This is a genomic window from Olsenella sp. Marseille-P4559, assembly GCF_900605015.1.
In the GTDB taxonomy this organism is placed as follows: Bacteria; Actinomycetota; Coriobacteriia; order Coriobacteriales; family Atopobiaceae; genus Tractidigestivibacter.
This window is the reverse complement of the sequence record NZ_LR027574.1, coordinates 1,135,648-1,158,856: the sequence shown is the minus strand read 5'-3', so window position 1 is coordinate 1,158,856 and position 23,209 is coordinate 1,135,648. Positions and strand designations below refer to the sequence as shown.

At 60.6% G+C, this 23,209-nt stretch carries 17 protein-coding genes; 16 read left to right on the top strand and 1 reads right to left on the bottom strand.

Annotation, left to right across the window (positions count from 1 at the left end; genetic code table 11):
• Positions 1 to 25: 25 nt before the first annotated feature.
• From uxaC to E0E00_RS11320, 13 genes are all read left to right on the top strand, one after another.
• On the top strand, positions 26 to 1,444 hold the full coding sequence (uxaC, locus tag E0E00_RS11375; RefSeq protein ID WP_130812605.1) for a glucuronate isomerase: 1,419 nt from the start codon (positions 26 to 28) through the stop codon (positions 1,442 to 1,444).
• A gap of 146 nt (positions 1,445 to 1,590) precedes the next feature.
• Positions 1,591 to 3,075 carry a UxaA family hydrolase gene (locus E0E00_RS11370; protein WP_130812604.1) on the top strand — a complete coding sequence of 495 codons (1,485 nt, stop codon included), beginning with the start codon at positions 1,591 to 1,593 and terminating at the stop codon, positions 3,073 to 3,075.
• Positions 3,076 to 3,115: 40 nt separating this feature from the next.
• Positions 3,116 to 4,708 carry a glycoside hydrolase family 28 protein gene (locus E0E00_RS11365; protein WP_130812603.1) on the top strand — a complete coding sequence of 531 codons (1,593 nt, stop codon included), beginning with the start codon at positions 3,116 to 3,118 and terminating at the stop codon, positions 4,706 to 4,708.
• Positions 4,709 to 4,725: 17 nt separating this feature from the next.
• Complete coding sequence (locus E0E00_RS15215) at positions 4,726 to 4,854, top strand: hypothetical protein (RefSeq protein WP_256386425.1); 129 nt, start codon at positions 4,726 to 4,728, stop codon at positions 4,852 to 4,854.
• A gap of 168 nt (positions 4,855 to 5,022) precedes the next feature.
• Positions 5,023 to 6,102: a LacI family DNA-binding transcriptional regulator gene (locus E0E00_RS11360; RefSeq protein WP_130812602.1), complete on the top strand. Its 1,080-nt coding sequence runs from the start codon at positions 5,023 to 5,025 to the stop codon at positions 6,100 to 6,102.
• Between the two features lie 115 nt (positions 6,103 to 6,217).
• Positions 6,218 to 7,744: a tagaturonate reductase gene (locus tag E0E00_RS11355; protein ID WP_130812601.1), complete on the top strand. Its 1,527-nt coding sequence runs from the start codon at positions 6,218 to 6,220 to the stop codon at positions 7,742 to 7,744.
• 428 nt (positions 7,745 to 8,172) lie between these two features.
• The gene (locus E0E00_RS11350; RefSeq protein WP_130812600.1) at positions 8,173 to 9,732 is read left to right on the top strand and encodes an MFS transporter; all 1,560 of its coding nucleotides are present in this window, start codon (positions 8,173 to 8,175) and stop codon (positions 9,730 to 9,732) included.
• An 81-nt stretch (positions 9,733 to 9,813) separates the two neighbouring features.
• On the top strand, positions 9,814 to 11,940 hold the full coding sequence (locus E0E00_RS11345; RefSeq protein WP_130812599.1) for a pectinesterase family protein: 2,127 nt from the start codon (positions 9,814 to 9,816) through the stop codon (positions 11,938 to 11,940).
• Between the two features lies 1 nt (position 11,941).
• On the top strand, positions 11,942 to 12,598 hold the full coding sequence (locus tag E0E00_RS11340; protein ID WP_130812598.1) for an SGNH/GDSL hydrolase family protein: 657 nt from the start codon (positions 11,942 to 11,944) through the stop codon (positions 12,596 to 12,598).
• A 40-nt stretch (positions 12,599 to 12,638) separates the two neighbouring features.
• On the top strand, positions 12,639 to 13,874 hold the full coding sequence (locus E0E00_RS11335) for a glycoside hydrolase family 105 protein (protein ID WP_130812597.1): 1,236 nt from the start codon (positions 12,639 to 12,641) through the stop codon (positions 13,872 to 13,874).
• Entirely contained in the window at positions 13,871 to 14,755 is an 885-nt protein-coding gene (locus E0E00_RS11330) for a sugar phosphate isomerase/epimerase (protein WP_165443678.1), read from the top strand. Before E0E00_RS11335 ends, E0E00_RS11330 begins: the two co-directional genes overlap by 4 nt.
• 159 nt (positions 14,756 to 14,914) lie before the next feature.
• Positions 14,915 to 15,385, top strand: a complete 471-nt coding sequence (locus tag E0E00_RS11325) for a helix-turn-helix domain-containing protein (RefSeq protein ID WP_130812595.1) — start codon at positions 14,915 to 14,917, stop codon at positions 15,383 to 15,385.
• The gene (locus tag E0E00_RS11320) at positions 15,378 to 16,286 is read left to right on the top strand and encodes an IS3 family transposase (protein ID WP_130812594.1); all 909 of its coding nucleotides are present in this window, start codon (positions 15,378 to 15,380) and stop codon (positions 16,284 to 16,286) included. The genes E0E00_RS11325 and E0E00_RS11320 overlap by 8 nt, the downstream gene beginning before the upstream one ends.
• Positions 16,287 to 16,901: 615 nt before the next feature.
• On the opposite strand, the gene E0E00_RS11310 is transcribed toward E0E00_RS11320, so the two are convergent.
• A complete protein-coding gene (locus E0E00_RS11310) occupies positions 16,902 to 17,594 on the bottom strand; it encodes a copper homeostasis protein CutC (RefSeq protein WP_305778333.1) in 693 nt (230 codons plus the stop codon).
• Between the two features lie 225 nt (positions 17,595 to 17,819).
• On the opposite strand from E0E00_RS11310, the gene E0E00_RS11305 reads away from it, so the two are divergent.
• From E0E00_RS11305 to E0E00_RS11295, 3 genes are all read left to right on the top strand, one after another.
• On the top strand, positions 17,820 to 18,908 hold the full coding sequence (locus E0E00_RS11305) for a DUF871 domain-containing protein (protein WP_130812593.1): 1,089 nt from the start codon (positions 17,820 to 17,822) through the stop codon (positions 18,906 to 18,908).
• A 336-nt stretch (positions 18,909 to 19,244) separates the two neighbouring features.
• Positions 19,245 to 20,990, top strand: coding sequence for an IS1634 family transposase (locus tag E0E00_RS11300; protein WP_130812592.1), 1,746 nt, complete (start codon positions 19,245 to 19,247; stop codon positions 20,988 to 20,990).
• A gap of 281 nt (positions 20,991 to 21,271) precedes the next feature.
• Positions 21,272 to 23,209, top strand: a complete 1,938-nt coding sequence (locus E0E00_RS11295; RefSeq protein ID WP_130812591.1) for a BglG family transcription antiterminator — start codon at positions 21,272 to 21,274, stop codon at positions 23,207 to 23,209.

The following is a 23,209-nucleotide window of genomic DNA, read 5'->3' as shown; positions in this document are numbered from 1 at the left end:
GGTAAGCAAGAAGGGGTGCTCTGGAATGAAGAACTTCATGGACGACAAGGATTTCCTGCTCTCCACCAAGACGGGGGAGCGTCTCTTTCATGACTATGCCGAGGATCTGCCAATCCTCGACTATCACTGCCACATATCTCCGAAGGAGATCTGGGAGGACAAGTCCTTCTCGAGCATCACAGAGGTGTGGCTCGGAGGCGACCACTATAAGTGGCGCCTGATGCGTGCCTGTGGCGTGGACGAGCGCTATATCACGGGGAATGCCCCTGCGCGCGAGAAGTTCCAGGAGTGGGCCAAGACCTTGGAGCGTTGCATCGGCAATCCGGTCTATGAGTGGAGCCATCTCGAGCTCAAGCGCTTCTTTGGCTATGAGGGGCACCTCTGCCCGGAGACTGCAGAAGAGGTCTGGCAGCTTGCCAACAGGAAGCTCGCCACACCCGAGTTCTCCTGCAGGAACTTGATTCGCCGTTCCAATGTCCGCCTGATCTGCACGACCGATGACCCTGCCGACTCCCTCGAGTGGCACAAGAAGATCGCAGCCGACAGCTCCTTCGATGTCCAGGTCGTTCCCGCCATGCGCCCGGACAAGGCTCTCGGCATCGAGAAGGAGGGCTTTGGCGCCTATGTCAAGAGGCTCTCCGAGGTGGCAGGCATGCCGATCGCATCCTTCAGGGACTTCAAGCGGGCACTCTCCAAGCGCCTCGACCTCTTCGCTGAGATGGGGTGCAAGGCTTCGGACCACGCCCTCGACTATGTGGTGGATGTCCCGGCAACGGATGAGGAGCTCGAGGAGGTCTTCTCTGCCCGCGTTGCGGGAAAGGTGGTCTCCGAGGGGGACATCCTGAAGTACAAGGCGGCATTCATGAAGTTCGTGGCAGCAGAGTACGTGCGCCTGGACTGGGCCATGCAGATCCACCTTGGCTGCAAGCGCGACAACAACACCACGATGTTCAAGGAGCTCGGCCCCGATACCGGCTATGACTGCATCCGTAATGGTCAGAAGGCAGCGGATCTTGCCGACTTCCTGAACGGCGCGAACGAGACCTCGGGGCTGCCCAAGACCATCCTCTACAGCCTCGATCCGAATGACACAACGATGATTGACACGGTCATGCAGTGCTTCCAGCAGGCTCCGGTCGCAGGCAAGCTCCAGAACGGCTCTGCCTGGTGGTTCAACGATTCCGAGCTCGGCATGCGCGCACAGCTGAGCACCCTCGCGAACGAGGGTGTCCTCGGCACCTTTGTCGGCATGCTCACCGATTCGCGCTCCTTCCTTTCCTATCCCCGCCACGAGTATTTCCGTCGCGTGCTCTGTGGCCTTCTCGGCGAGTGGGTCGAGGATGGCAAGTATCCGGACGACCCGAAGGCCCTGAGCCGCATCGTTCGCGACATCTCGTACAACAACGCCGTGCGCTACTTTGGGTTCGACCTAGAAGAGCAGTAGGCTCGCTCCCCTGCAAGGCCCCGTCCCCGTGCCGGAAGATTCTTTGCGTACGGGGACGGGGCCCCTGTGTCCGGAATGCCTCCGGGGTCCTATTTTTTCTAGGTAGACGCAGCAGCGCATACAGCTGCCAGAATGGGGCGATTTCTATGACTCCGCTTGTCCATATCTATCCCACCGATACGGTGGCCGTGGCGCTGCGCCCCCTGAAGAAGGGTGAGACGCTCTCTCTTGGGGATGGCACCATCACGCTTGCAGAAGATGTTCCGCAGGGACACAAGGTCGCGGTGATGGAGCATGCCGAGGGCTCTCCCGTTATCAAGTACGGTGTCGCAATCGGGCATGCGACGAAAGACGTGCATCCTGGCCAGTGGATACATACGCACAACATGGCAACGAACCTGTCAGGCGAGGTTGCCTATGCATACAATCCCGAGCCCTGCTCGCTGCCTTATCGCGAGAGCGAGACCTTCATGGGCTACCGGCGCGAGGACGGACGGGCTGCAACCAGAAACGAGGTCTGGATCATCCCGACCGTAGGCTGCGTGAACGAGGTGGCGCATGCCTTGGCCGACTCCTGTCAGGATCTGATCCAGGGCACGGTGGATGGCATTCACTACTTTCCGCATCCCTTCGGCTGCTCGCAGACGGGGGCGGACCACGAGCAGACGAAGCGTCTTCTGGTCGCCCTCTCCCGCCACCCCAATGCCGCAGGCGTGCTCTTCCTGTCGCTTGGCTGCGAGAACTGCACGCATCAGCAGATCCTGGACGAACTCGGTGACTTCGACCACGAACGGGTGCGCTTCCTCACCTGCCAGGACGTGGAAGACGAGCTTGCAAGCGGGCGCAAGATCGTGCGCGGGCTCTGTGCCGTAGCACAGCGTGCCAAGCGCGAGCCCATCAGCACATCCGGGCTGGTGCTGGGCATGAAGTGCGGAGGGTCTGACGGCCTCTCCGGCATCACGGCAAACCCTGCGATTGGTCGCGTGAGTGACATCCTGGTCTCCGAGGGAGGCACGAGCGTGCTTACCGAGGTCCCCGAGATGTTCGGAGCCGAGAGCTTCCTGCTCAGGCGCTGCACGTCGAGGGGGGTCTTCGATGAGGCGACAGCCATGCTCAACGGCTTCAAGGGCTACTTCCTGAACCACGGTGAGGTGATCTACGACAACCCGAGCCCAGGCAACAAGGCAGGCGGAATCACAACGCTCGAAGACAAGAGCTGCGGATGCGTCCAGAAGGGCGGCACGGCGCCGATTGCGGCGGTCGTGCCTTATGCGGGCCAGGCTACGGTCCACGGCCTCAATCTCCTCTGCGCCCCAGGAAACGACATGGTCTCGACTACGGCACTCACGGCAGCCGGCTGCCATGTGATTCTGTTCTCGACCGGCAGGGGCACCCCCTTCGGATCTCCCGTGCCAACGATCAAGGTCTTCACCAACACAGCCCTCTCGAAGAGAAAACCCAACTGGATGGACTTCAACGCTGGCATCATTGCGGATGGTAAGGCATCGATCGACGAGACGGCAGAGGAGCTCTGGAGGCTCGTGCGCGAGACGGTATCAGGCAAGCTCACCTCGGCCGAGCGCAGGAACAGCCGCGAGATCAGCATCTGGAAAGACGGGGTCGTCCTGTAGAGGCCCAAGGGGGCCGACGCAGCGGGCAGGAAGGGTGAACATGGATATCCGGGTCGTGTGGAGGAATGCGCGTGCAGCAGTCGTCGAGCTTGACGACGGAGGGCTCTTCGAGACCTACTTCTCCTGGGAGGTCTATGTCAACGGCCAGCGGCAGGGGACGACCAAGAAGGTCGAGACCTATGTCGATGGGCTTATTCCGGCAACGCGCAATCTGGTCCGTTTCGTCTGTGGCGAGGATGTCTATGAGGTGGGTGTCACGACGCCTGCCGAGTCTGCCACGATTGACGTGCGCGACTGCGGAGCCCGTGGAGATGGCATACACGACGACACGACAAACATCCAAGCCGCCATCATGGCCTGCCCTGAGAAGGGCCGTGTCATGGTGCCGCAGGGACGCTATGTCGTGAAGTCGCTCTTCCTCAAGAGCGGTGTTTCGATCGAGCTCCAGGAGGGAGCCCAGATCCTTGCCCGCCACGACAGAGACGCCCTTGCCTATATTCCAGGCACTCTCAGGGGAACGGAAGGCATGGGGCGCGACGCCTCGGGGCTCTTCCCGCTTGGCCGCTGGGAAGGCGAGAGCGTGAGCACCTACTGCTCCCTCTTCACGGCTATTGGCGTCCATGATGCGGGAGTCTATGGCAGGGGCACGATTGACGGCCAGACCGACTTCGCCGAGGACAACTGGTGGCACAACGTGAAGGACATCTACCGCCCTGACGAAGGCCGCGACATCGCCCGTCCCCGCATGGTGTTCATGAGCGAATGCAGCAATATATCGCTTGTCGGCATCACGGTCAGAAACAGCCCTGCCTGGAACATCCACCCAATTCTTTCTGAGCACGTGGACCTGCTCTGTCTCAAGATCGAGGGGCCGAAGAACTCCCACAATACCGATGGCACCGACCCGGAGTCCTGCGGATACGTCCGCATCATGGGCTGCGAGTACTCGGTGGGCGATGACTGCATCGCGGTGAAGAGCGGCAAGCTCGGGATTGACCCCGAGCTGCGCCCCGCAACCCATGACATGCTGGTGGCGCATTGCCTCATGCATGATGGGCACGGGGCCGTGGTCCTTGGATCGGAGGCGGCGGGAGGCATCAAGGACCTCACGGTGCGCGACTGCGACTTCCGGCGCACCGACAGGGGTCTGCGCATCAAGACGCGCCGCGGACGCGGGACGGCTGCGGTGAACGAGGGCATCCTCTTCACGAACATCCACATGGACCACGTGCTGACGCCCTTTGTCGTGAATGCCTTCTATTTCTGCGACAAGGATGGCAAGACCGACTACGTCCAGAGCAGGAAGGCGCTTCCGATCGATGAGCGGACGCCTGGTTTTGGGGCGCTTGAATTTAGGGACATCGTCGCGACGAACTGCGCCGCCGCGACAGCCTATATCACGGGGCTGCCGGAGCGCAAGGTCTCCAAACTCGTCTTCGATGACGTGAAGGTGAGCTTCGATTCGGATGCCGAGCCGAGCGTGCCTGCCATGGCATGCGGGGTGGAGCCAGTGCTCCATCAGGGCATCATAGCCCAGAATGTGGAGCGTCTGGTCCTTCGTAATGTCGATATCGAAGGGCAAACAGGAGATGAGCTGCAGCTCACCAACGTCGACGAGGTTGTCCACCTCTGACGGCGGTGGGGGTCGCCATGGTGGTGAGGATGGGCATCGTGCCAAACGCACCCGACGGCCTTGTCCATGCGGTTGCCGAGAGCGCGGGTAGGTGCTTCGACAGTGTCAAGGTCATCTTCGATTCGGATCATGTGGCGGCTTCATGAGACGGTATTCGATCCGGCGGCTGAGGCTCAAAGCTAGGTCCGCCCCCTCTGCCACCATGCCGTGCTTGGTGCGTGGCGCTTGGTTCCGGGGGCCGATGAGGCCAGCCTGCGTCGCGTGGGACCGCTATGCTAGGTACGCTCGATCGATAACGCAGCAGGGGGTGGGCAATGGCAGAGCGCGTGACCATGAAGACGATTGCGGGGCGCGTGGGCGTCTCCGTGAATACCGTGCACAAGGCACTGACGGGAAAGCCAGGTGTGAGCGAACAGATGCGCGAGCGCATCGTCCGCTGTGCCGAGGGGCTGGGCTATCGGCGCAATGCGAACGCATCGAATCTTCGGCGCCAGGACCTTGTGGTGGCCGTGCTCCTGCCAAGTCCCGAAGGGGAGGGGCACTATTACTTCCGCTATCTCTGGGAGGGAATAGAGCGCTATCCCAGGGAGGCGGACAACGCCGTGGTGCTTGATTGCCGTCCCTATCCGACGGGTGCCTACGCACGGGCGCTCGAGGAGCTTGCGGAGGAGATATCCCAAGGCCGCAAGGTCGATGGCATGGTCGCCTATGCGCCCTCCGACGCAAGATCGCTCGAGCTTCTATCCGGCCTGGGTAGGGAAGGTGTGCCGACAGAGCTTCTCGACGGCGACGTGGACCTTCCGAACAACATCGGCTGCATGGTGGCGGACTACGCCTCGGCAGGCCAGCTCATGGCAGAGCAGGCGCTCAATATGCTGCCCTCCGAGCCGCAGGATATCCTGCTTCTCTCGGGTGACAGGCAGATGTCTTCGCATGCCAAGGTGTGGGAAGCCTTCCTCTCGACGATGGCGGAGCATGCACCCGCCCACCAGATCAGGGAAATCTTCGGAGCCCATAGCGAGGTGGACGTGCTGCGCAAAGAGACGAAGTCCGCGCTTCTGTCGGATCCGCATCCTGCACTCGCCTGCAGTGTCTTTGCTGTGGGCACGGAAGTGCTCTGCCAGGCACTCAGGGAGAGCGGCCTTGCCGGCAAGGTGCCTGCCATAGGGAATGACCTCTTTCCCGAGAGCGTGGAGGCGCTCAAGGCTGGTGTGCTCAGAAACGTCGTCTTCAAGGACCCGGCAGGACGGGCTCGCGAGGCAATTGAGACGCTCTGTAGCTACCTGCTCTGGGGACAGAGATCGTCTGAGAGGGCCGTCGTGGGCGATGTCGACATGGTATTCCGGAGCAATCTTGCTCAATACTGCCGCCATGTGGGCATTCCCTACTCCTGATGGGTTCTGGCTCAATCGAAGCAGCAGCCCTTCCACCGATTAAAGGTGAACGTTCACTCCATTTCGTGCTAGCATGCAATCCGCGGGGGTATCCGGGACGATGGGTGTGGTGGACATGCAACAGCTCAGCTATGAGCATCTGGAAGAATCGGGATATGCGGGCTATCTGGCACCTCGGGAGACGCCTGAGCGCGTGCTCCAGTTCGGCGAGGGAAATTTCCTGCGTGCCTTTGTCGACCTCTACTTCAACCAGGCAAACGAGGCAGGCGTCTGGTCGGGAAGGGTCGTGCTGGTTCAGCCCCGCGATGCCGCAAGGTCGGGCTATGCCGCGCGCAATCAGCTGAATGGACAGGATGGCCTCTATACCGTTTTGGTGCGTGGCAAGGGAGAGGACGGGAAGACCGTCGACACGAGCGGAATCGTCTCCTGCTGCAGCCGCTGCCTCAACCCGTCGGATCCCCGGGACCTCGCTTCGGTGATGGAGCTTGCCGTCTCCGATGATCTGGAACTCATCGTCTCCAACACGACGGAGGCCGGCATCACCTACGATCCGTCCTGCACGGCAGACGAGCCGTGGCCCCAGTCTTTCCCCGCCAAGCTTGCCCAGGTGCTTCACGCTCGCTGGAAGGCGCAGAAGAGTGGGCCTGTCATCCTTTCCTGCGAGCTCATTGACCACAACGGCGAGGAGCTTCTCCGCATCGTGGAACGCCACTGCGCGGATTGGGGCTGGGAGACAGAATTCGTGGACTGGCTCGAGCACGCGTGCGCCTTCTGCACGACCCTGGTCGACTCGATCGTTCCCGGTCGCGTCCGGGACCCCAAGGAAGCTGCTGCAGTTGCCGAGCGGCTCGGCTATGAGGACCGGTTCCTGACCGTGCGCGAGCCATTCCAGATGTGGGGAATCGAAGGCGACGAGTCACTGGCAGAGAGGCTGCCGTTCATCAAGGCTGGCCTTCCCGGTGCCTTTGTGACGCCGGATGTCACTCCCTATAAGAAGCGCAAGGTCCGCATCCTGAACGGCGCCCACACCGGTTTCGCTCCTGGTGCATGGCTCGCTGGCCTCGATATCGTGCGCGACTGCATGCACGACGAGGTGATCCGCGGGTTCATGGACCGCATGCTCGAAAGCGAGGTCATTCCGGCCCTCTCGGACGAGCTTGACCACAACGATCTGGAGAAATTCGCAAAGGCCGTGGCAATCCGCTTCGACAATCCCTTCATAGACCATCAGCTCCTGTCCATCTGCCTCAATTCCTGCGCAAAATGGCGTGCCCGCAACCTGCCGTCACTTGAGGACTATGTGGCGAAGAACCATGAGGTACCCGCATGTCTGGCTACGAGCCTGGCTGCCCTCGTAGCCTTCTATACGACGGGCACGGTCTCGAAGGAGGAGGATGGCCTGCATCTGGTCCGTCCGGATGGCACGGCCTACGTCGCAAAGGATGACGAGAGCGTCCTTTCGTTCTTCGAGGAGCATGCAGCCGATGCGGATGCCGACCTCGTTGACGCAGCGATGGGCGAGGATGGCCTCTGGGGACATGACCTGCACGAGATTGCAGGCCTGCGCGATTTCGTCGTCGAGCGCCTTGGCATCATGAGGAAAGAGGGTGTCCGCGCGGCCTTCCAGGCCTGCCTTCGATAGGGCCTGGCAGAAGTCCAGAAGGCTCGTGGACCTAGGCTCTGCGAGCAGCGCCCCACCGTCCCTGCGGTAGCGGGGCGTATAAGTATATGCAAATATATTGGTAATGTATGCATCTTCCTAGAATTAAAGAAGAATGCCAGATTATGTCATTTACTCGCTTCATATGAGGAAAGTAAACGTTCACCTTCAAAAATATGCCGTTGCCCGACTTTGCACTGAAAATAACTGACATACCAATAAAGCCCAAAACTGCTGTGCTATAACAATGGGGAACTGATGCAAACCAGTTTACTTATGCAGTTTTCTACGGTTATTCCAGCTGGTGTGCATGGATAGGGGCGGTAGAGCCGCCGATTGGCTGGATGTCTCGAGCAGAGCAGGCGTTCGTGTCTGCGGCTGGGGCAGTATCCAGGGAGGAGTGAGGAAGCGTGTTCAAGAAACTTGGGAAGAGACGCGAGATAACGTTCTGGACGAGGCTTGGGTTCGGCATGGGAGGCATGGCAAACTCCGGAGCCCTGACCTTTACCCATAGCTACATGGTCATGTTCCTGTCCACGGAGTGCGGGCTTTCTGCGGCTGAGTCGGCGCTGATTGCATCCGCAGCCATCTGGCTGAACGCCTTCCTCTGCCCAATCATGGGATTCGTGGCAGATAACTTCTACGCCACCAAGGTCGGCCGCAAGTTCGGCAGGCGCCGCTTCTGGATTCTCCTTGCCATCCCGATGATGATCGCAGAGCCCCTCATCTTCCTGGTGACGCCGTTCGGATTTGGCTACTACTTCGTGCTCTACATGATCTACAACATCGCCTATGCCTTCATCACCTCGAACTTGGCTCCGCTTACCATCGAGATGACCGACGACTACAAGGAGCGCAGTCTCCTCACCGGCTACAAGCACATCTTTGGCAACGTCTCCGGCTTCATGATGGCGCTTCTGGTTGGCTTTGGCTTCGGCCTCTTCGGAGAGACCAACCCTTGGTCCTACTTCATCATCGCTACGACAAATGCCACGATCATGGTCATCTCCCTCATCGCTGTGTACTGCTCCACGTGGGAGAAGTCTCCTGACGAGGTTGCGCAGGAGAGGATCGGCAATGCCTGGGAGGCCATCAAGAAGCTCTTCATCGATGTGCTCTCCACGTTTCGCAACCGCTCCTTCCGCCAGGTGCTCTCGGTGTTCCTGAGCATGAAGTTCGCTGCAGCCTGCTGGAGCGCCTGTCTCTCCTTCTTCATCGTCTATGCCCTCGGCATCGCGAAGTCCTACGAGTCCGTGATGGAGATGCCGGGCAAGATCGTCGCAATCGTCTGCACTGCAGCCTGGGTTGCCTGGATGGCAAAGAAGGGCTTCCACATGCCTTGGTATGTCTCCACGATTGGCGCTGCCCTCTGCATCGTTGCCTTCAACTTCTTTGCCTTCGGCCGCATTAACGGCACCTTCGATGTCACCGTCGCGATGATTGCCTACCCGATCATCTTTGCCATCTGGAAGTTCTTCTATGTCGGATTCCAGTATCTGCCCGATGTCCCGATGAACTACATCCCTGACATCGACGAGCTCATCACGCTGCGCCGCCGCGAGGGCGTCTACAGCTCTGCTCAGCAGTTTGTTCAGCAGATCGCCTCTGCGCTTGCCGTCAGCCTCTGGGGCGTTGCCCTTTCCTTCTCCGGCTTCATTACCACGACCGGCAGCAGCGACACGGTCGTCCAGCCTGGAAGCGTGCCCATCACAATCTGCGTCTATATGCTGATCGGCTGTGCCGGCTTCTTCATCCTCTCCTGCTTCCTGGGCTCGCATATCCACATCGACAAGAAGCAGTGCGACACCCTCTGCGCCGAGGTTAAGCGTGTCCGCGAGGGCGGCCGCATGGAGGATGTGGATCCCGAAGTCAAGAAGCTCTGCGAAGAGCTCTCGGGCTTCCCGTACGAGAAGTGCTTTGCCCACAATAACGTCGGCTATCAGGGAGACCGCGTCATGCCTGCCGAGTAGTTGCTCCCTGCCTTGGCCTTTCCAGCGCCGTGCCCGGACATCTGCCTTGAGTACGGCGCTCTCTTGAAGGGATGGTGTTCGATGGATGCTCCTGTCTATAGGGTCGCGCCGGAAGGCGAGCGCTTTGCGTCTATCGCGGATGCGCTTCACGCTATAGAGCGAGAGCAGCAAGATCCCGCCAGTCCCGTCGCAATCCACCTGGCGCCGGGCACCTACCGGGAATGTGCCGAGATTCGTCGGCCGAACCTTACGCTTCAGGGCGAGAGCGCCGTATCGACCAGAATCGTGTCCGACAGGGGTGCCTTCGAGACCATGGTGGACGGCACGGCTCGAGGCACCTTCAGGACCTATGCCGTGCTGGTGGATGCCCCCGGCTGCACCATCAGGAATCTCACTATCGCAAACGAGGCGGGGGATGGAAGGCGGGCGGGCCAGGCAGTCGCGCTCTATGCGGATGGCGACCGCTTCGTCTGCGATAGCTGCGAGATCCTAGGCCACCAGGACACGCTCTTTTTGGGTCCGCTCCCTCCCAAGGAGATGAAGCCTGGAGGCTTTAGGGGACCGAAGGAGAGAAGCCCCCGGACGATGACCCGACAGTACTTCAGGCGCTGTCGCATCGAGGGCGATGTCGACTTCATCTTTGGAAGTGCCTGCGCCTATTTCGACGGCTGCGAGATCCGTTCCCTTGCACGGGACGCTGAGCCTGCCGGATATGTGACGGCTTCCTCGACGCCTGCCGGGGAGCCCTACGGGTTCGTTTTCCACGGCTGCTCCTTCACCGGGCTGGCTGCAGATAGGAGCGTCTATCTGGGACGTCCCTGGAGGGAGTATGCGAAGTGCGCGCTGGTCTCCTGCTGGCTCGGTCCCCACATCAAGCCGGAAGGATGGTATCTATGGGGGCGGCCCGAAGACGATCTCTCCTTTGTGGCAGTGGGCCTTGTGGGACCAGGCAGCACGGATCTCTCCTGGCCAGGATGCGCGCACCTTCTGGGAGAGGGGGACCTGCCCCGCTTTGCACGGAGCAAGGTCCTCGCAGGCTCCGATGGGTGGGACCCGCTCTCGGGGCCTGACGAGCCGTGCGAGACGGAACGGCTCTCCTCGACGGGCAGGACCGTACACGAAACGCGCTATCTTGCAGACGATGAAGCGCTTGCGCGGGCCTTCGACCGCGAGTCCAGGAGGGCACGCTTCACGGGCGCCGATGCCGCCTCGTGGCAGGAGTGGTCTGCGAACTCCCGCCAGCGCCTCAGCGACCTTCTCGGCCTCGACCTCATGGAAGCGTCTCCTGCAGAGCCTCGCTGCACCTCTCGTACAAGGCTTGCCGGCGGCATCGGGCGCATCCTGTACGAGCTCCCCACAGAGCCGGATGTCTGGATGCCAGTCTACCTTCTGGTGCCGGACCATCCGCGGCTTGACGGGGCGGGACGTTCCCTTGCCGTCATCTGTCCCCATGGGCATCAGGGGGCAGGCGCTGCCTCCGTCGCGGGCATCATGGGGGTGCCCGCCGTCGACGACGCGATACGCCGCTTCAACTATGACTACGGGCTTAGGCTGGCTGAGCTCGGATATGTGGCTGTCTGTCCGGAAGCTCGTGGCTGGGGCGCGCGTCGGAGCTGGAAGGGGCAGGGGGATGCCGAGGAGCTCTATCTTCGGGGCACCTGCCTGAACGAGGCAAGGATGGTGGAGCCTTTGGGAAGGACCCTTCTAGGCGAGTTCGTCTTCGACCTCGAGCAACTTGTCTCGTGGCTCTCGGGCCAAGCATGGATTTCGACAGACGAGCTTTCCTGCATCGGCTTTTCCGGTGGTGGGATGCAGACGCTCTACCTTGCTGCCTTGGACGCTCGCATTAGGAAGGTCCTCATCTCGGGCTATCTCTACGGGGAGAAGGATTCTCTCCTCCGCCTCAATGGCAACTGCTCCTGCAACTATGTGCCGGGGCTCTGGCGCCTCTTTGATATGGGGGACATCGCCTCACTCATATGCCCCCGTCCCCTTATCGTGGAGAGTGCGGACCATGACCACCTGATGGGGTCGCGCGGCCTTGTCAATGTGGAGGAGCAGGTCGACATCGTGCGCACGGGCTATCGGCTGTGCGGCGCCGAGGGCCGTCTGAAGTATCAGGTGATTCCCGGAGAACATCATTTTGGCATCGATCGCTTGGAAGCGGACTGCGCCTGGCTCGATGCTGCATCACGAAGGAGGATCTGACATGGCGCTCGCTGGCAAGGTCCTTGCCTGCCTCGGCGATTCGACGACCTGGGGAGACAACGGCGAGGGAGGGGGTGGGCCCGAAATCTCCTGGACCACACGCATGGCAGAGCTTGCCCATGTGAAGGAGGCGAGGAACTTCGGTGTCAAGGGCTCCAGCATTGCCGTCAAGGCAGACCGGAGCGACAGCTTCGTCGAACGCTTCGGCACGCTCGACCTCTCGGCTGATGCGATTGTCCTTTTCGGCGGCGTGAACGATTTCTGCCGTGCGGTGCCGCTGGGCGCGATGGGGGAGAGCGACGTGCATACCTTCTATGGGGCGCTCGGCTATCTGGCGCGCGGCCTCGTCTCCCGCTATCCGGAGGCGAAGGTGGTGTTCATGACACCAGCAAAGACGGCAGGCGTCCCGGCGAAGGGGCTCCCTGCCTTCGACGTGCGAAACGGCGTCGGCGCCGTTGAAGAGGAATATGCCGATGCGATGTGCGAAGTGGCAGGGACGTACTCCATCCCTGTGATTGACCTCTTCCGCGAAAGTGGCATCTCTTCCCTCGTCGATGAGCAGCGCCGACTCTACATGCCTGACGGACTCCACTATTCCGCTGCAGGATATGCGCGGCTGGCGGAGCGCATCGCCTGCGACCTTGCCGCCCTGATCTAGGATATCCACACTCTGCCGCAAAGGTTGGAAGGACACTGACATGGGATCCAACGCGATTCTGGACCGCTACATAGCGCAGCTAATCGAGACCTCGACGCCTGAGGCGCCCGCCTGGAACATCGAGAAGATCCGTGCCGGCAAGAAGAACACCTGGAACTACATCGACGGATGCATGATCAAGGCCCTTATCGAGCTCTACGGTATCGAGCACGACGAGGGGTATCTGGAGTTCGCCGATGCCTTCATCGACCATTTCGTCCATGAGGACGGTACGATTGAGCACTACAACCCGAACGACTACAACCTCGACAACGTGAATGCCGGGAAGACCCTCTACAGGCTCTACAAGATCTTCGGCAAGAGGAAGTACCGCCTCGCGATGGATTCGATCTATGGGCAGCTCGAGCATCAGCCCCGTACCCGCGAGGGCAACTTCTGGCACAAGGCAATCTATCCGAATCAGGTCTGGCTTGACGGTCTCTACATGGCCCAGCCCTTCTACATGCAGTACGAGCTCGGCTTCCATGACAGGCGGGCCTGCTCGGACTCCTTCCACCAGTTCCAGACCGTGCACGAGATCATGAGGAATCCGCAGAACGGGCTCTACTACCATGCCTACGATGCGTCGCGAAAGCAGTTCTGGGCAGATCCCGTGACCGGGCTCTCCTCGAGCTTCTGGCTGCGCGCCGAGGGCTGGTTCGCGATGGCAGCAATCGATACCTGGGAGCTCATGCCGCCCTCGATGTCGGCGGAGAAAGATGCCCTGAGGCAGATGTTCCAGGAGCTCGTCGACGCGATGCTGCCCTACCAAGACAAGGAGGGCGGCATGTGGCATCAGGTCATTAACCTGCCGAACGTCGCTCCCAACTACCTCGAGGAATCGGGATCTGCGATCTTCGCCAACGCAATCATGAAGGGCGTGCGCCTGGGTGTGCTCGATGAGTCCTACTACGCCTTCGGCAGGAAGGCCTTCGACGGCATCTGCCGGACCTGCCTCTCCGAGAAGGACGACAAGTTTGCCCTCACGAGCATCTGCCTTGTGGCGGGCCTTGGCAACAAGGAACATCGTGAGGGGACCTTCGACTACTACATGCGCGAGCCGGTCGTCGAGAACGATGCGAAGGGCGTAGCACCGCTCATCCTGGCCTATATCGAGACCATGCAGCATGACCGGCTAAACGGGGCAGCAGATCCTTGTGCCCCTTCGGGATGCTGCTCGACGAAAGACCCCTTCGATGGGTATGTGCCGGGCATCAACGGAGGGAAGAGGCAATGAGCGGAAAAGCGGTCCCTCTCGGCGTGCGTCTGCACGACGTGGAGGGAAACAGCCTCGAGGAACGCATCCGCAATGCGGCCGACCTGGGATTCTCGACCATCCACCTTGCATCGAAGCTACTCTATCGGAGCTGGGGATGCACGGAAGAGGGGCTCACGGAAGAGCGGGCAAAGAGACTCCGCGACCTTCTCGAGGAAACGGGACTCGGCGTCGCAGTCTATGGGTGCTATAAGAATCTGGCAACTCCCGATCCTGCAGAGGAGAGGGACAACCTGAAGGAATATGCTGCATCCGCCCGCTTCGCGCGCTGGGTCGGTGCCGGCGCGGTGGGATCTGAGACCGGACGTCCAAACAAGGAGAAGTGGATTGGGGAGGACCGCTTCTCCGAGGCCGCCCTCGAGACGCTCGCGCGGCAGGCGCGGGAGGTGGCGTGCTGTGTCGCAGACGAAGGATCTCGCCTTGCGCTCGAGCCAGGCTGGAACGAGGTTGCCTGCACGCCCGAGCGAGCACGCGACGCGCTTGAGGCAATCGGGCGTCCGGATGTCTGCGTCATACTCGACCCCGTCTCGCTTCTCCATCCCGCTGCGCTGCCGAAGCAGGGAGAGACCCTCTCCCAGGTGCTCGAGCTTCTGGGGGAGCGCATAGCGGTCCTCCATGCGAAGGACTACGAGGTAGTGTACAACGAGGACAGCGCAGGCTGGTGCGACGGATCGGGAAGCCGCCTTGTCTGCCATGGGGTGGGTACGACTGGGGCCTTTGACTTTGCGCCGGTGATTCGTTGGGACAAGGAAAGCGGACGGGCATGCCCCGTCATCGTGGAGAATGGTACCCCTGACACCTTTCCTACGTCTCTTGCTTACCTCAGGGGCCTCTCTGACTGACAGGCTGAGAGGCCGAGGCGAGAGGGGCGGGGGAGTTGCCGGAGCGAGGGTATTGTTGCAATCTTCGCCAAAATGGGCCCTCCGGCGACTGGGGTCGTTGAACTGCCTCCCATTTCTTGGACAAGGAAATAGAAGTCCGAGAGATGGGAGGCATTTTTCATGTCCGTCGACCTGAGATTGAGGCACGACCGGTCGCTGCGCGAGCGCGCAGCCGAGATGTTCGAGAGGGGCCTCGGCTACGGATTCGTCGCAAGGGGGCTTGGCGTGCCCGCCGAGGCTGTGAGAGACTGGCAGAAGACGTACCGCGCGACCGGGAGGGACGGTCTGCTGAAAATGGGCAAGAAGCACGCGAGATACGACTTCGAGACCAAGGTCGCCGCGGCCAGGGCCGTGGTCGACGACGGGATGGCCAAGCCCGAGGCGATGGAGCGCTTCGGCATCGCGAGCGCGACGCCGCTGAAGCAGTGGTGCAGGCTGTATCGCGGGGACGGGGCCGAGGCCCTGAGGCCCAAGCCGAAGGGCAGGCCGAGGGGGTCCGGCGCGAAGGGCGCGCCGAGGACCCGCGAGCAGGAGCTCGAGGAGCGCGTCCGCAAGCTCGAGGCGCAGGTGGCGTACCTAAAAAATCGATAGCCCTGAAGGTGGAGCTGCGCTCCCGAACCGGGAGAAGGCCCTAGCGGTCGCCGAGCTTTCAGGGCGGCACGACCTCTCCGACCTCCTCGAGGCCGCCGGCCTCTCCAGGTCAAGCTACTACTACGCCGTCTCGCACCCCAAGGCCCCCACCAGGCCGGAGCTGCGCGCCAGGGTGACGGAGATCTTCGGCAGGCTCCCCAACGGCGTCGGCCACAGGCAGGTGGCGATGGAGCTGCGCGCCGTCGACGGCGCGCGGATAGCGGACAAGACGGTGCTCAAGATGATGAACGAGATGGGCCTCAGGTGCGGCATCCGCCGGGAGGCCGACCACCACAGGTACAGCTCGTACAGGGGGAAGGTCGGCGAGACCTTCGAGAACGTCATCGGCCGCGACTTCGCCGCCGACGGCCCCTGGCAGAAGATGGGCACCGACGTCACCGAGTTCAAGTGCGGGTTCGGCAAGGCCTACCTCGCGCCCGTGTACGACTTCGGCAGCAAGGAGATCGTGGCCTGGTCGGTCTCCGAGCGCCCCGACCTCGCCCAGCAGGAGGAGATGCTCGCCATGCTCATGGCCGCCAAGCCCGAGGGCGCGGCGCCGGTCCTGCACTCCGACATGGGCTGGCAGTACCAGCACGCGTCCTACGTCGCGAAGCTCAGGGAGAACGGCTTCGTGCAGAGCATGTCGCGCAAGGGCAACTGCATCGACAACGGCGCGACCGAGCAGGTCTTCGGGCACATCAAGGACGAGTTCTTCCGGGGACGCGACTGGAGCGACTTCGAGAGCTTCAAGCGCGACCTCGAGGCCTATATCCACCATTGGAACCATGTGAGGCGCCAGGCCAAGCTGAAGGGCCTGACCCCGGTGGAGTTCCGGGACCAAGCCCTTCGGGGGGCCGCCTAGCGGTTATGATTTATCGGGTCCAAGTTTTGGGGCGCAGTTCATCGTCCGCACCGGGGTGCTCCATTGCGGTCTTCACGACGTTCACGTTGGCGGTCATGGCTGAGATTGTACGCGGCGGACTCAATGCGATTCCTCGGGGCCAGTTCGAAGTTCCATGACAGCACCGACTTTATCGCTGATACTGTGGCAAACATCTTCGAGCGTCAGATGAATGGTTAGGACAAGTAAGAGCATAGGCTGGGCGGCGCTGGCCACTTCAAGCTCAAGGATTGGAACTCCGGCGAGATCATCGGTCCTCGAGGCAACGGTGAACAGTGGGATAAGGACAGCGCCGTCGTCTGCTTCCGCGTGGTCTTTCGTATTACGGCCGAGTCTGCCGTCCGCTTGACCGACCTCTTCAACAAGAAGCTTGACAACATCAGCGTCCGACCGGCTATCAAACTGGATGGGCTGAAAAAGCCCTCTACGACTGGATAACCTTCCACACTAAGCGTTATACTAAAAAACAGTTTGTCCCTCTCTGACTGAGTGGGAAGGGTCAGGGTCTCTACGCTGAGGATGCAGTATATGATGCAGCCAGCATCTCAGCTGGCGTGAGGCGAGACTGGATAGTGACTAGATTCTGACAATCTTTGTGCCGTGAGCCTCCTCTACACAGAGGACCTTGGCTACCATCTCGACGTTCTGCCAAGTGATGCCGCCGCCAGGGAGAATGCGCACGCGGCCGTTTGCATAGGAGATTAGGCGGCGCAGATGATTGAGGTTGTCTGCGATGGGTGTGCCCGCTGCACCGCCGTGGGTAAGGATGCGCTCGACGCCCAGCTGAGACAGGACGTCGATGGCCTGGAGTTGGCGCTCCTCGTCAAGGGCATCAAAGGCCATGTGGAAGGTCACCTGCACCGGAGCGCCTGCGCTTTTTCCACTTGTTGTGGCTTGCGAGCCCTTGGCAGCCTCGACGAGCCGGGAGGTGAGGTCAACATCGATGGCGGCAGGGCCGTTCTCCGTCCTGCGCACGCAACCAAAGACCACACCGGTCACGCCAAGCCTACGCGCAACTGCAACGTCATCGATTAGCATCTGCGTCTCGGCTTCGGTGTAGACAAAGTTCCCGCCGCGTGGCCGAGCCATTGCCATTACCGCTACTCCATACTCGGCGGCGTAGGATACTGCGGCGCGCATCACGCCATAGCTGGGGCTCGTACCTCCCACGGCCAGGTTGTCGCAGAGTTCGATGCGGCCCGCACCGGCGGCTATAGCGGCGGGGACGTGCTCCATGTTTTCGGCGCAGAACTCTCTGAGCATGGCCATGGTACTCTCCCTCGATCTTTCTTCCAATGGTTTGATTCCTGGTAGAGCGTACTCCTCCCAGGTCGCTCTTTGCCCGTGCATTGTGCACGTTAGCTGCCGCCACATGCGGCATCGCGTTCGATTGAGCGAGCCTTGCGTGGCTGCCACAATGACTGGGAAGGCGCCTTCCTGGTCGCGTCTTATCGTCCGGCATGAGGTGCCGACTAACAGAAGGGAGCACGGCACATGCATCGCCTTGGAATCTCTCTCTACCCTGAGCACTCTAATCCGCAGGATGATTTCGCATATATGGAGCTTGCGGAGCGATATGGTTTTAGCCGCATCTTCACCTGCCTGCTTTCGGTCCAAAAGGACCCCCAGGAAGTTATCAAAGAGTTCTCTGGCTTCATTAGACACGCTCACGATCTTGGTTTCGAGGTTGCCGTCGATACCAACGAGCAGGTGTTTGACCGTCTGGGCGCTACGCCGGGCAACCTAGACCCCTTTAAGAAGCTGGGCGTGGACATCATCCGCCTGGATGGTCATTTTGGCGACACGGGCGACATCCTGCTAACGCGCAATCGGTCTGGCATTAAGGTTGAGTTCAACGGCAGCTGCAACCTCCCCCTGAGTCTTCTGGTTCAGCGTGGCGCGGATAGCAGAAACATGATTACGTGCGCCAACTTCTATCCCGAGCCCTTTACGGGTATGTCGGAGAAGCGCTTCGTGGAACTCTCTGCCTCGTATAAGGCCCAAGGCTTCCAGACAGCGGCTTTTGTCTCAAGTCAGCAGTCCAACACCTTCGGCCCTTGGCAGGTGTTCGCGGGTCTGCCCACTTGCGAGGATGACCGCCATCGTGCCATTGATCTGCAACTGCGCCACTTGATTGCCACCGACTTGGTCGATGACATACTCATTGGCAACGCGTTTGCCAGCGAGGAGGAACTTGCCACCTTAGCCGCGGTGGATACCACACGTACCACCCTGCGCATCGAACTTGATCCGGGCGCTACTGCAGAAGAACGCGAGGTGCTATGGGGTTACGACCACACTGAGCGGTCTGACTCTTCGGACTACCTACTACGGTCGAGCCTGCCTCGCTTGAATTTCCGTGACCGCCCTGTGCCCGCACGCGATGCGAAGACGGAGGTATTCCACCGTGGCGACGTGCTTGTGGTGAACGATAGCCTTGCGCATTACCGTGGCGAACTGCACATCGCTTTGCGCGACATGCCCAACGATGGTACGCGCAACCGCGTAGGGCGTATTCCCTCGGAGGAGCTATTCCTGCTGGATTACATCAAATCCGAGTATCCGTTTGGGTTTGTTCGTTAGGAACATCGTCTACTTAGCGCAGTGAGTGACCATTCACTATCCGTCATCCTACGAGGTCCGTAGTTGGCCGCCGTTCGGCATGAGACTGACCCATTGTAGCACGGTCTCATGCCTTGCGATGAGAGCTAGCGATTCCAGGCGATTTGCCAGCTGTGATGGTAGTGGAAGTGCTTCCCGAGTTTTGCAGCTATATAGCTGACCTCCATTTTCAAACGCCCAGCTCAAAGGTCCGCAAGGACCTTTCTTTTTGTCAAGAAAATATGACTTTGTGCGTGTGTCAACGCGTGGCATTGTGACAGAACGGGGCATATACAACCGCATGTCAGGAGCGGAATCGTGTACCTCAGGAAAGACAGGCGCAAGAACGGGCGGGCCTACCTGTCCATCGGCGAGAACTACCGAGCCGGCGGCAAGACGAGGACGAGGCACCTGGAGTCCATCGGGTATGTGGACGAGCTCGCCGGCGACGGCTGCCCGGACCCGATCGCGTTCTGGAAGGCCGAGGTCGCCAGGCGCAACGCCGAGGCGGCGGCCGAGCCCGCCAAGGTGATCGTCAGGCTGTCGGCCGCCAAGAAGATAGACAAGCGCACAGAGGGCCGCGTGGAGATGGGCGCCGCGGTGCCGAGTGCCTACTTCCACCGCGACCTCGGGATAGGCCAGTTCTTCGAGCGCAAGCGGACCGCGCGCGGCTTTGCATACGACCCGTGTCGAATCCTGGAGCTGCTGTGCTGGAACCGGATGTCCGACCCCGGCTCCAAAAAGCAGGCGTTCGCCGCCAAGGAACGTTTCCCGCGTAAGTGCGGCTTCTCGCTCGACGACGTGTGCCGCTCACTCGACCACCTTGACGCCAACGCCGAAGCGCTCGTCAAGCACATGAACGCCTCGCTCGAGGAGGCACGCGGCCCACGAGACCGCACGCGGCTGTACTACGATGTCACCAACTACTACTTCGAGATCGACGGCGAGGGCGAAGAGGGCCTGCGCAAGAGGGGCGTGTCCAAAGAGCATCGTCCCGAGGCGATCGTGCAGATGGGGCTGCTCCTTGACGCACAGGGGATCCCGCTGGACTACGAGTTGTTCCCCGGAAACATCAACGACATGTCGACCATGCTTCCCATGATGGAGAAGGCGGGTGTGCGCGACGCGGCGAACCCCGACGGCGAGCGGGTGGTTGTGGTTGCTGACAAGGGGCTTGACACATCGACCAACATTGCCGCCTGCACGCTTGACGGCAACGGCTTCGTCTTCAGCCAATCGGTCCGCAAGGCCACGGGAAAGCTCAGGGCCTGGGTGCTCGACGAGACAGGATGCGCCGAGACGGATTCGGGCTCATTCGGGGTGAAGAGCCGCATCGCCGACAAAGCAATCTGCGTAACTGGCGGGGATGGCAAGAAGCACAAGGTCATGGTGCCCGTCAAGGAGGTCGCCTTCTGGTCGCGTGACTTCTGCGAGCGCGCCCGCCGCGAGCGGGCCAAGGTCATCGAGAAATCCAAGGCCGCCATCGAGCGCGGCGACACGCCGGCTGCATCGTGCAAGGCCTCGATCAAGTACGCCAAGGACGTGCCGGTCGTGAAGGCGACCGGTGAGAAGGCCGACCACAACTGGGTGCTTGACGAGGACAGGATCGCGGCCGACGCGGCCATGGACGGCTACTACTGCATCATCACGAGCGAGCAGGGGTGGTCCGAGCGCGAGGTCATCGAAGCCTACCGGGGGCTCGCCCGCATCGAGGGGTCCTTCCGCGTGCTCAAGGGGACCATGGATGCGCGCCCCGTCTGTGTGTGGACAGAGCCGCACGTCCGCGCGTACTTCCTCGTCTGCTACGTGGCGCTCACGATTGTGCGCCTCATGCAGGCCGACGTCGAGCGCTTGACGGGCTCACGCCCCTCGGCCGGGGCCGTCGCCGAGGCGCTATCCAACATGGTGGGGCACCGACTTGACGCCAACGTTCACCACTTCGACTGCCGCACCGACCTGACCGACGCGCTCTGCAAGGTCATCGGAATCGATCTGTCCCGCGAGGCCATGACGAAGTCCCAGATGAACAAGGTGATGTCGGTTGTGAAAAAGCCGAGGAGCTAGGTCGTTGCACTACAAGGAATGTCGCTGACGGAGAGGCCGTTTATCCAGCTCATATAGGGTAAACGGCCTTCTTGTATTGCAAAAGTCAGGTTGTAGCACGGTCTCATGCCTTGCGATGAGAGCTAGCGATTCCAGGCGATTTGCCAGCTGTGATGGTAGTGGAAGTGCTTCCACCAATTGTTTTGTACAGGATTGTTGCCGCGAGAGGCGGCATCACACAGCCTTGAGAGAGGGGTTCTGTGTGAGTAGCATGAGGACAACTGGAGGAGGTGGGTAACGGGATGAATGACGTCCAGCTTGTACGACATCTTCTGAGTCAGCGGGGCGTCTCTCCGGCAGACCTTGCTGCCCATCTTGGCGTTAAAGAGCGCGCTATGCGCGATAACATCCATCGGGCGAATGCTTCTATGTCGGGCGCCGCCTTCATCTCATATGATCGCGCCCAGGGTGCTTACGTCGTGAATATTTCCGATCAGCAGGCGTTTGACGCTTGGGTTGCGGGTCGACTTTCCCATAACACGTGTGGCCGTTTCCCCTCTACGCCGAGTGAGCGCATGGTTTATCTGCAGCAAGACCTTCTCTCTCGTTCTGGTTGGATTACGCTCGAGGAGCTGGCGGGCCTACTTCTCGTTTCACGATCTACCATTTCGAGCGACCTTCAGAATCTCGAGCGTACATTCGAGAAGTTCGGTCTCGTCGTTGAGAGGCGTCCTCGCTACGGCATCCGGGTCAGTGGTAGCGAGATCGATAAACGACTCTGCCTTGCAGGTGCGGTTACCAATGCGTGTCTTGAGGCCGATGGGCTGGGTGGTGCGATATCGCCTTCGATGCTTGACGAGGTAAGTGCTTGCGTAGATTCCACGCTTGAGCGCGAGAGCTACAAGGTAAACCCGGTATTACATCAAAACCTCGTGATCCATCTTGCCATTGCGTTGGTGCGTATTGGCAAGGGCTGCTATGTGCCCATGGAGACTTCTCAAATGGAGGACGTGCAGAGTAGTCGGGAGTGGGACATTGCCGTGCTGGTGGCTCAGGCCATCGAGGAGTCGTTCTCCGTTGATCTCCCCGAGGAGGAGATAGCCTATATCGCCATCCATTTGGCGAGCAAGCGCTTGGTTGATGGCGTATGCGGGCCTAGTTTGGATGATGCCTTGCCCGCATCTGGCGGTACTACCGAACCTGGCCTTGAGGTGACGGATGAGGCTTGGAATTTGGCGGCCGAGATGCTTGAGGCAGTTTGGCGGGCCTCTCGCTTTGATTTCCGCAATGATGTGGAATTGCGCATGAACCTTGCGCGGCATACCATGCCGCTCATAGTTCGTCTCCGCTACCACATGATGCTAAAAAACCCTCTGCTGAAGGATATTCGAGCGCACTATCCTCTGCCCTTTGCGATGGCGGGTGATGCGCTCGCCCTGCTTGCGAAGCGCTATCAAGTGGAGATATCTGATGATGAGATGGGGTATGTTGCGCTGATTTTTGCGCTAGCACTCGAGCGGGCTAGGACAGGGAGGGCCAAGAAGCACGTGCTCGTGGTATGCAACACTGGGATACATGGTGCCCGGCTCCTTGCCTACCAACTGCAAGAGGAGTTTAGCAGCATTGGAGCAGTGGATGCCTGCGACTCCAGCGACTTCAATGACTACAAGCTTGATGGAGTTGATTACATCTTTACGACAGCTCCCCTTGCTCGTCGTACCACTATCCCAGTGGTCCACGTGAGCCCATTCATTGACGAGACCAGCAGTGCCGACGTGAAACATGCGCTTCGCCGTGTCGCGGAGCCATCTACGAGTGAGTGCTTCTCTCCCAAGCTCTTCTTTGCAAACGTCTCGATCGGCACGCGCGAGGGTGTCATCAGTTTTTTGTGCGATCGCTGTACCCAGGCGGTTGGGCTCCCAGATAGCTTCCAGGAGCTGGTGTGGGCCCGCGAGCGAGCCTCGTCGACGGCCTATGGGAACCTGGTGGCGCTACCCCATCCTCTTGAAGCGGTGAGCCCAAGGACATTCGTCGCTGTGGCTCTGCTGTCTCACGCTATCGACTGGGGCGGTCGCAAAGTGTGCGCTGTGTTTATGGTTTGCGTCTCGCGCGATGCTGGGTCCGACTCAGAGTCGTTCTATCGCTCGATGACGAAGATACTCACGAGTGAGCGATCCATTCAGAGACTTCTTGCCGATAGGCGCTACGAGGTTCTCCTGAGCGAGCTGGAAGGAAAGTAA

Bases quoted from the DNA above. Each gene is read 5' to 3' on its own strand.
- uxaC (WP_130812605.1), top strand. From the start codon at position 26: ATGAAGAACTTCATGGACGACAAGGATTTCCTGCTCTCCACCAAGACG.
- E0E00_RS11370 (WP_130812604.1), top strand. From the start codon at position 1,591: ATGACTCCGCTTGTCCATATCTATCCCACCGATACGGTGGCCGTGGCG.
- E0E00_RS11365 (WP_130812603.1), top strand. From the start codon at position 3,116: ATGGATATCCGGGTCGTGTGGAGGAATGCGCGTGCAGCAGTCGTCGAG.
- E0E00_RS15215 (WP_256386425.1), top strand. From the start codon at position 4,726: ATGGTGGTGAGGATGGGCATCGTGCCAAACGCACCCGACGGCCTTGTC.
- E0E00_RS11360 (WP_130812602.1), top strand. From the start codon at position 5,023: ATGGCAGAGCGCGTGACCATGAAGACGATTGCGGGGCGCGTGGGCGTC.
- E0E00_RS11355 (WP_130812601.1), top strand. From the start codon at position 6,218: ATGCAACAGCTCAGCTATGAGCATCTGGAAGAATCGGGATATGCGGGC.
- E0E00_RS11345 (WP_130812599.1), top strand. From the start codon at position 9,814: ATGGATGCTCCTGTCTATAGGGTCGCGCCGGAAGGCGAGCGCTTTGCG.
- E0E00_RS11340 (WP_130812598.1), top strand. From the start codon at position 11,942: ATGGCGCTCGCTGGCAAGGTCCTTGCCTGCCTCGGCGATTCGACGACC.
- E0E00_RS11335 (WP_130812597.1), top strand. From the start codon at position 12,639: ATGGGATCCAACGCGATTCTGGACCGCTACATAGCGCAGCTAATCGAG.
- E0E00_RS11330 (WP_165443678.1), top strand. From the start codon at position 13,871: ATGAGCGGAAAAGCGGTCCCTCTCGGCGTGCGTCTGCACGACGTGGAG.
- E0E00_RS11325 (WP_130812595.1), top strand. From the start codon at position 14,915: ATGTCCGTCGACCTGAGATTGAGGCACGACCGGTCGCTGCGCGAGCGC.
- E0E00_RS11310 (WP_305778333.1), bottom strand. From the start codon at position 17,594: ATGGCCATGCTCAGAGAGTTCTGCGCCGAAAACATGGAGCACGTCCCC.
- E0E00_RS11305 (WP_130812593.1), top strand. From the start codon at position 17,820: ATGCATCGCCTTGGAATCTCTCTCTACCCTGAGCACTCTAATCCGCAG.
- E0E00_RS11295 (WP_130812591.1), top strand. From the start codon at position 21,272: ATGAATGACGTCCAGCTTGTACGACATCTTCTGAGTCAGCGGGGCGTC.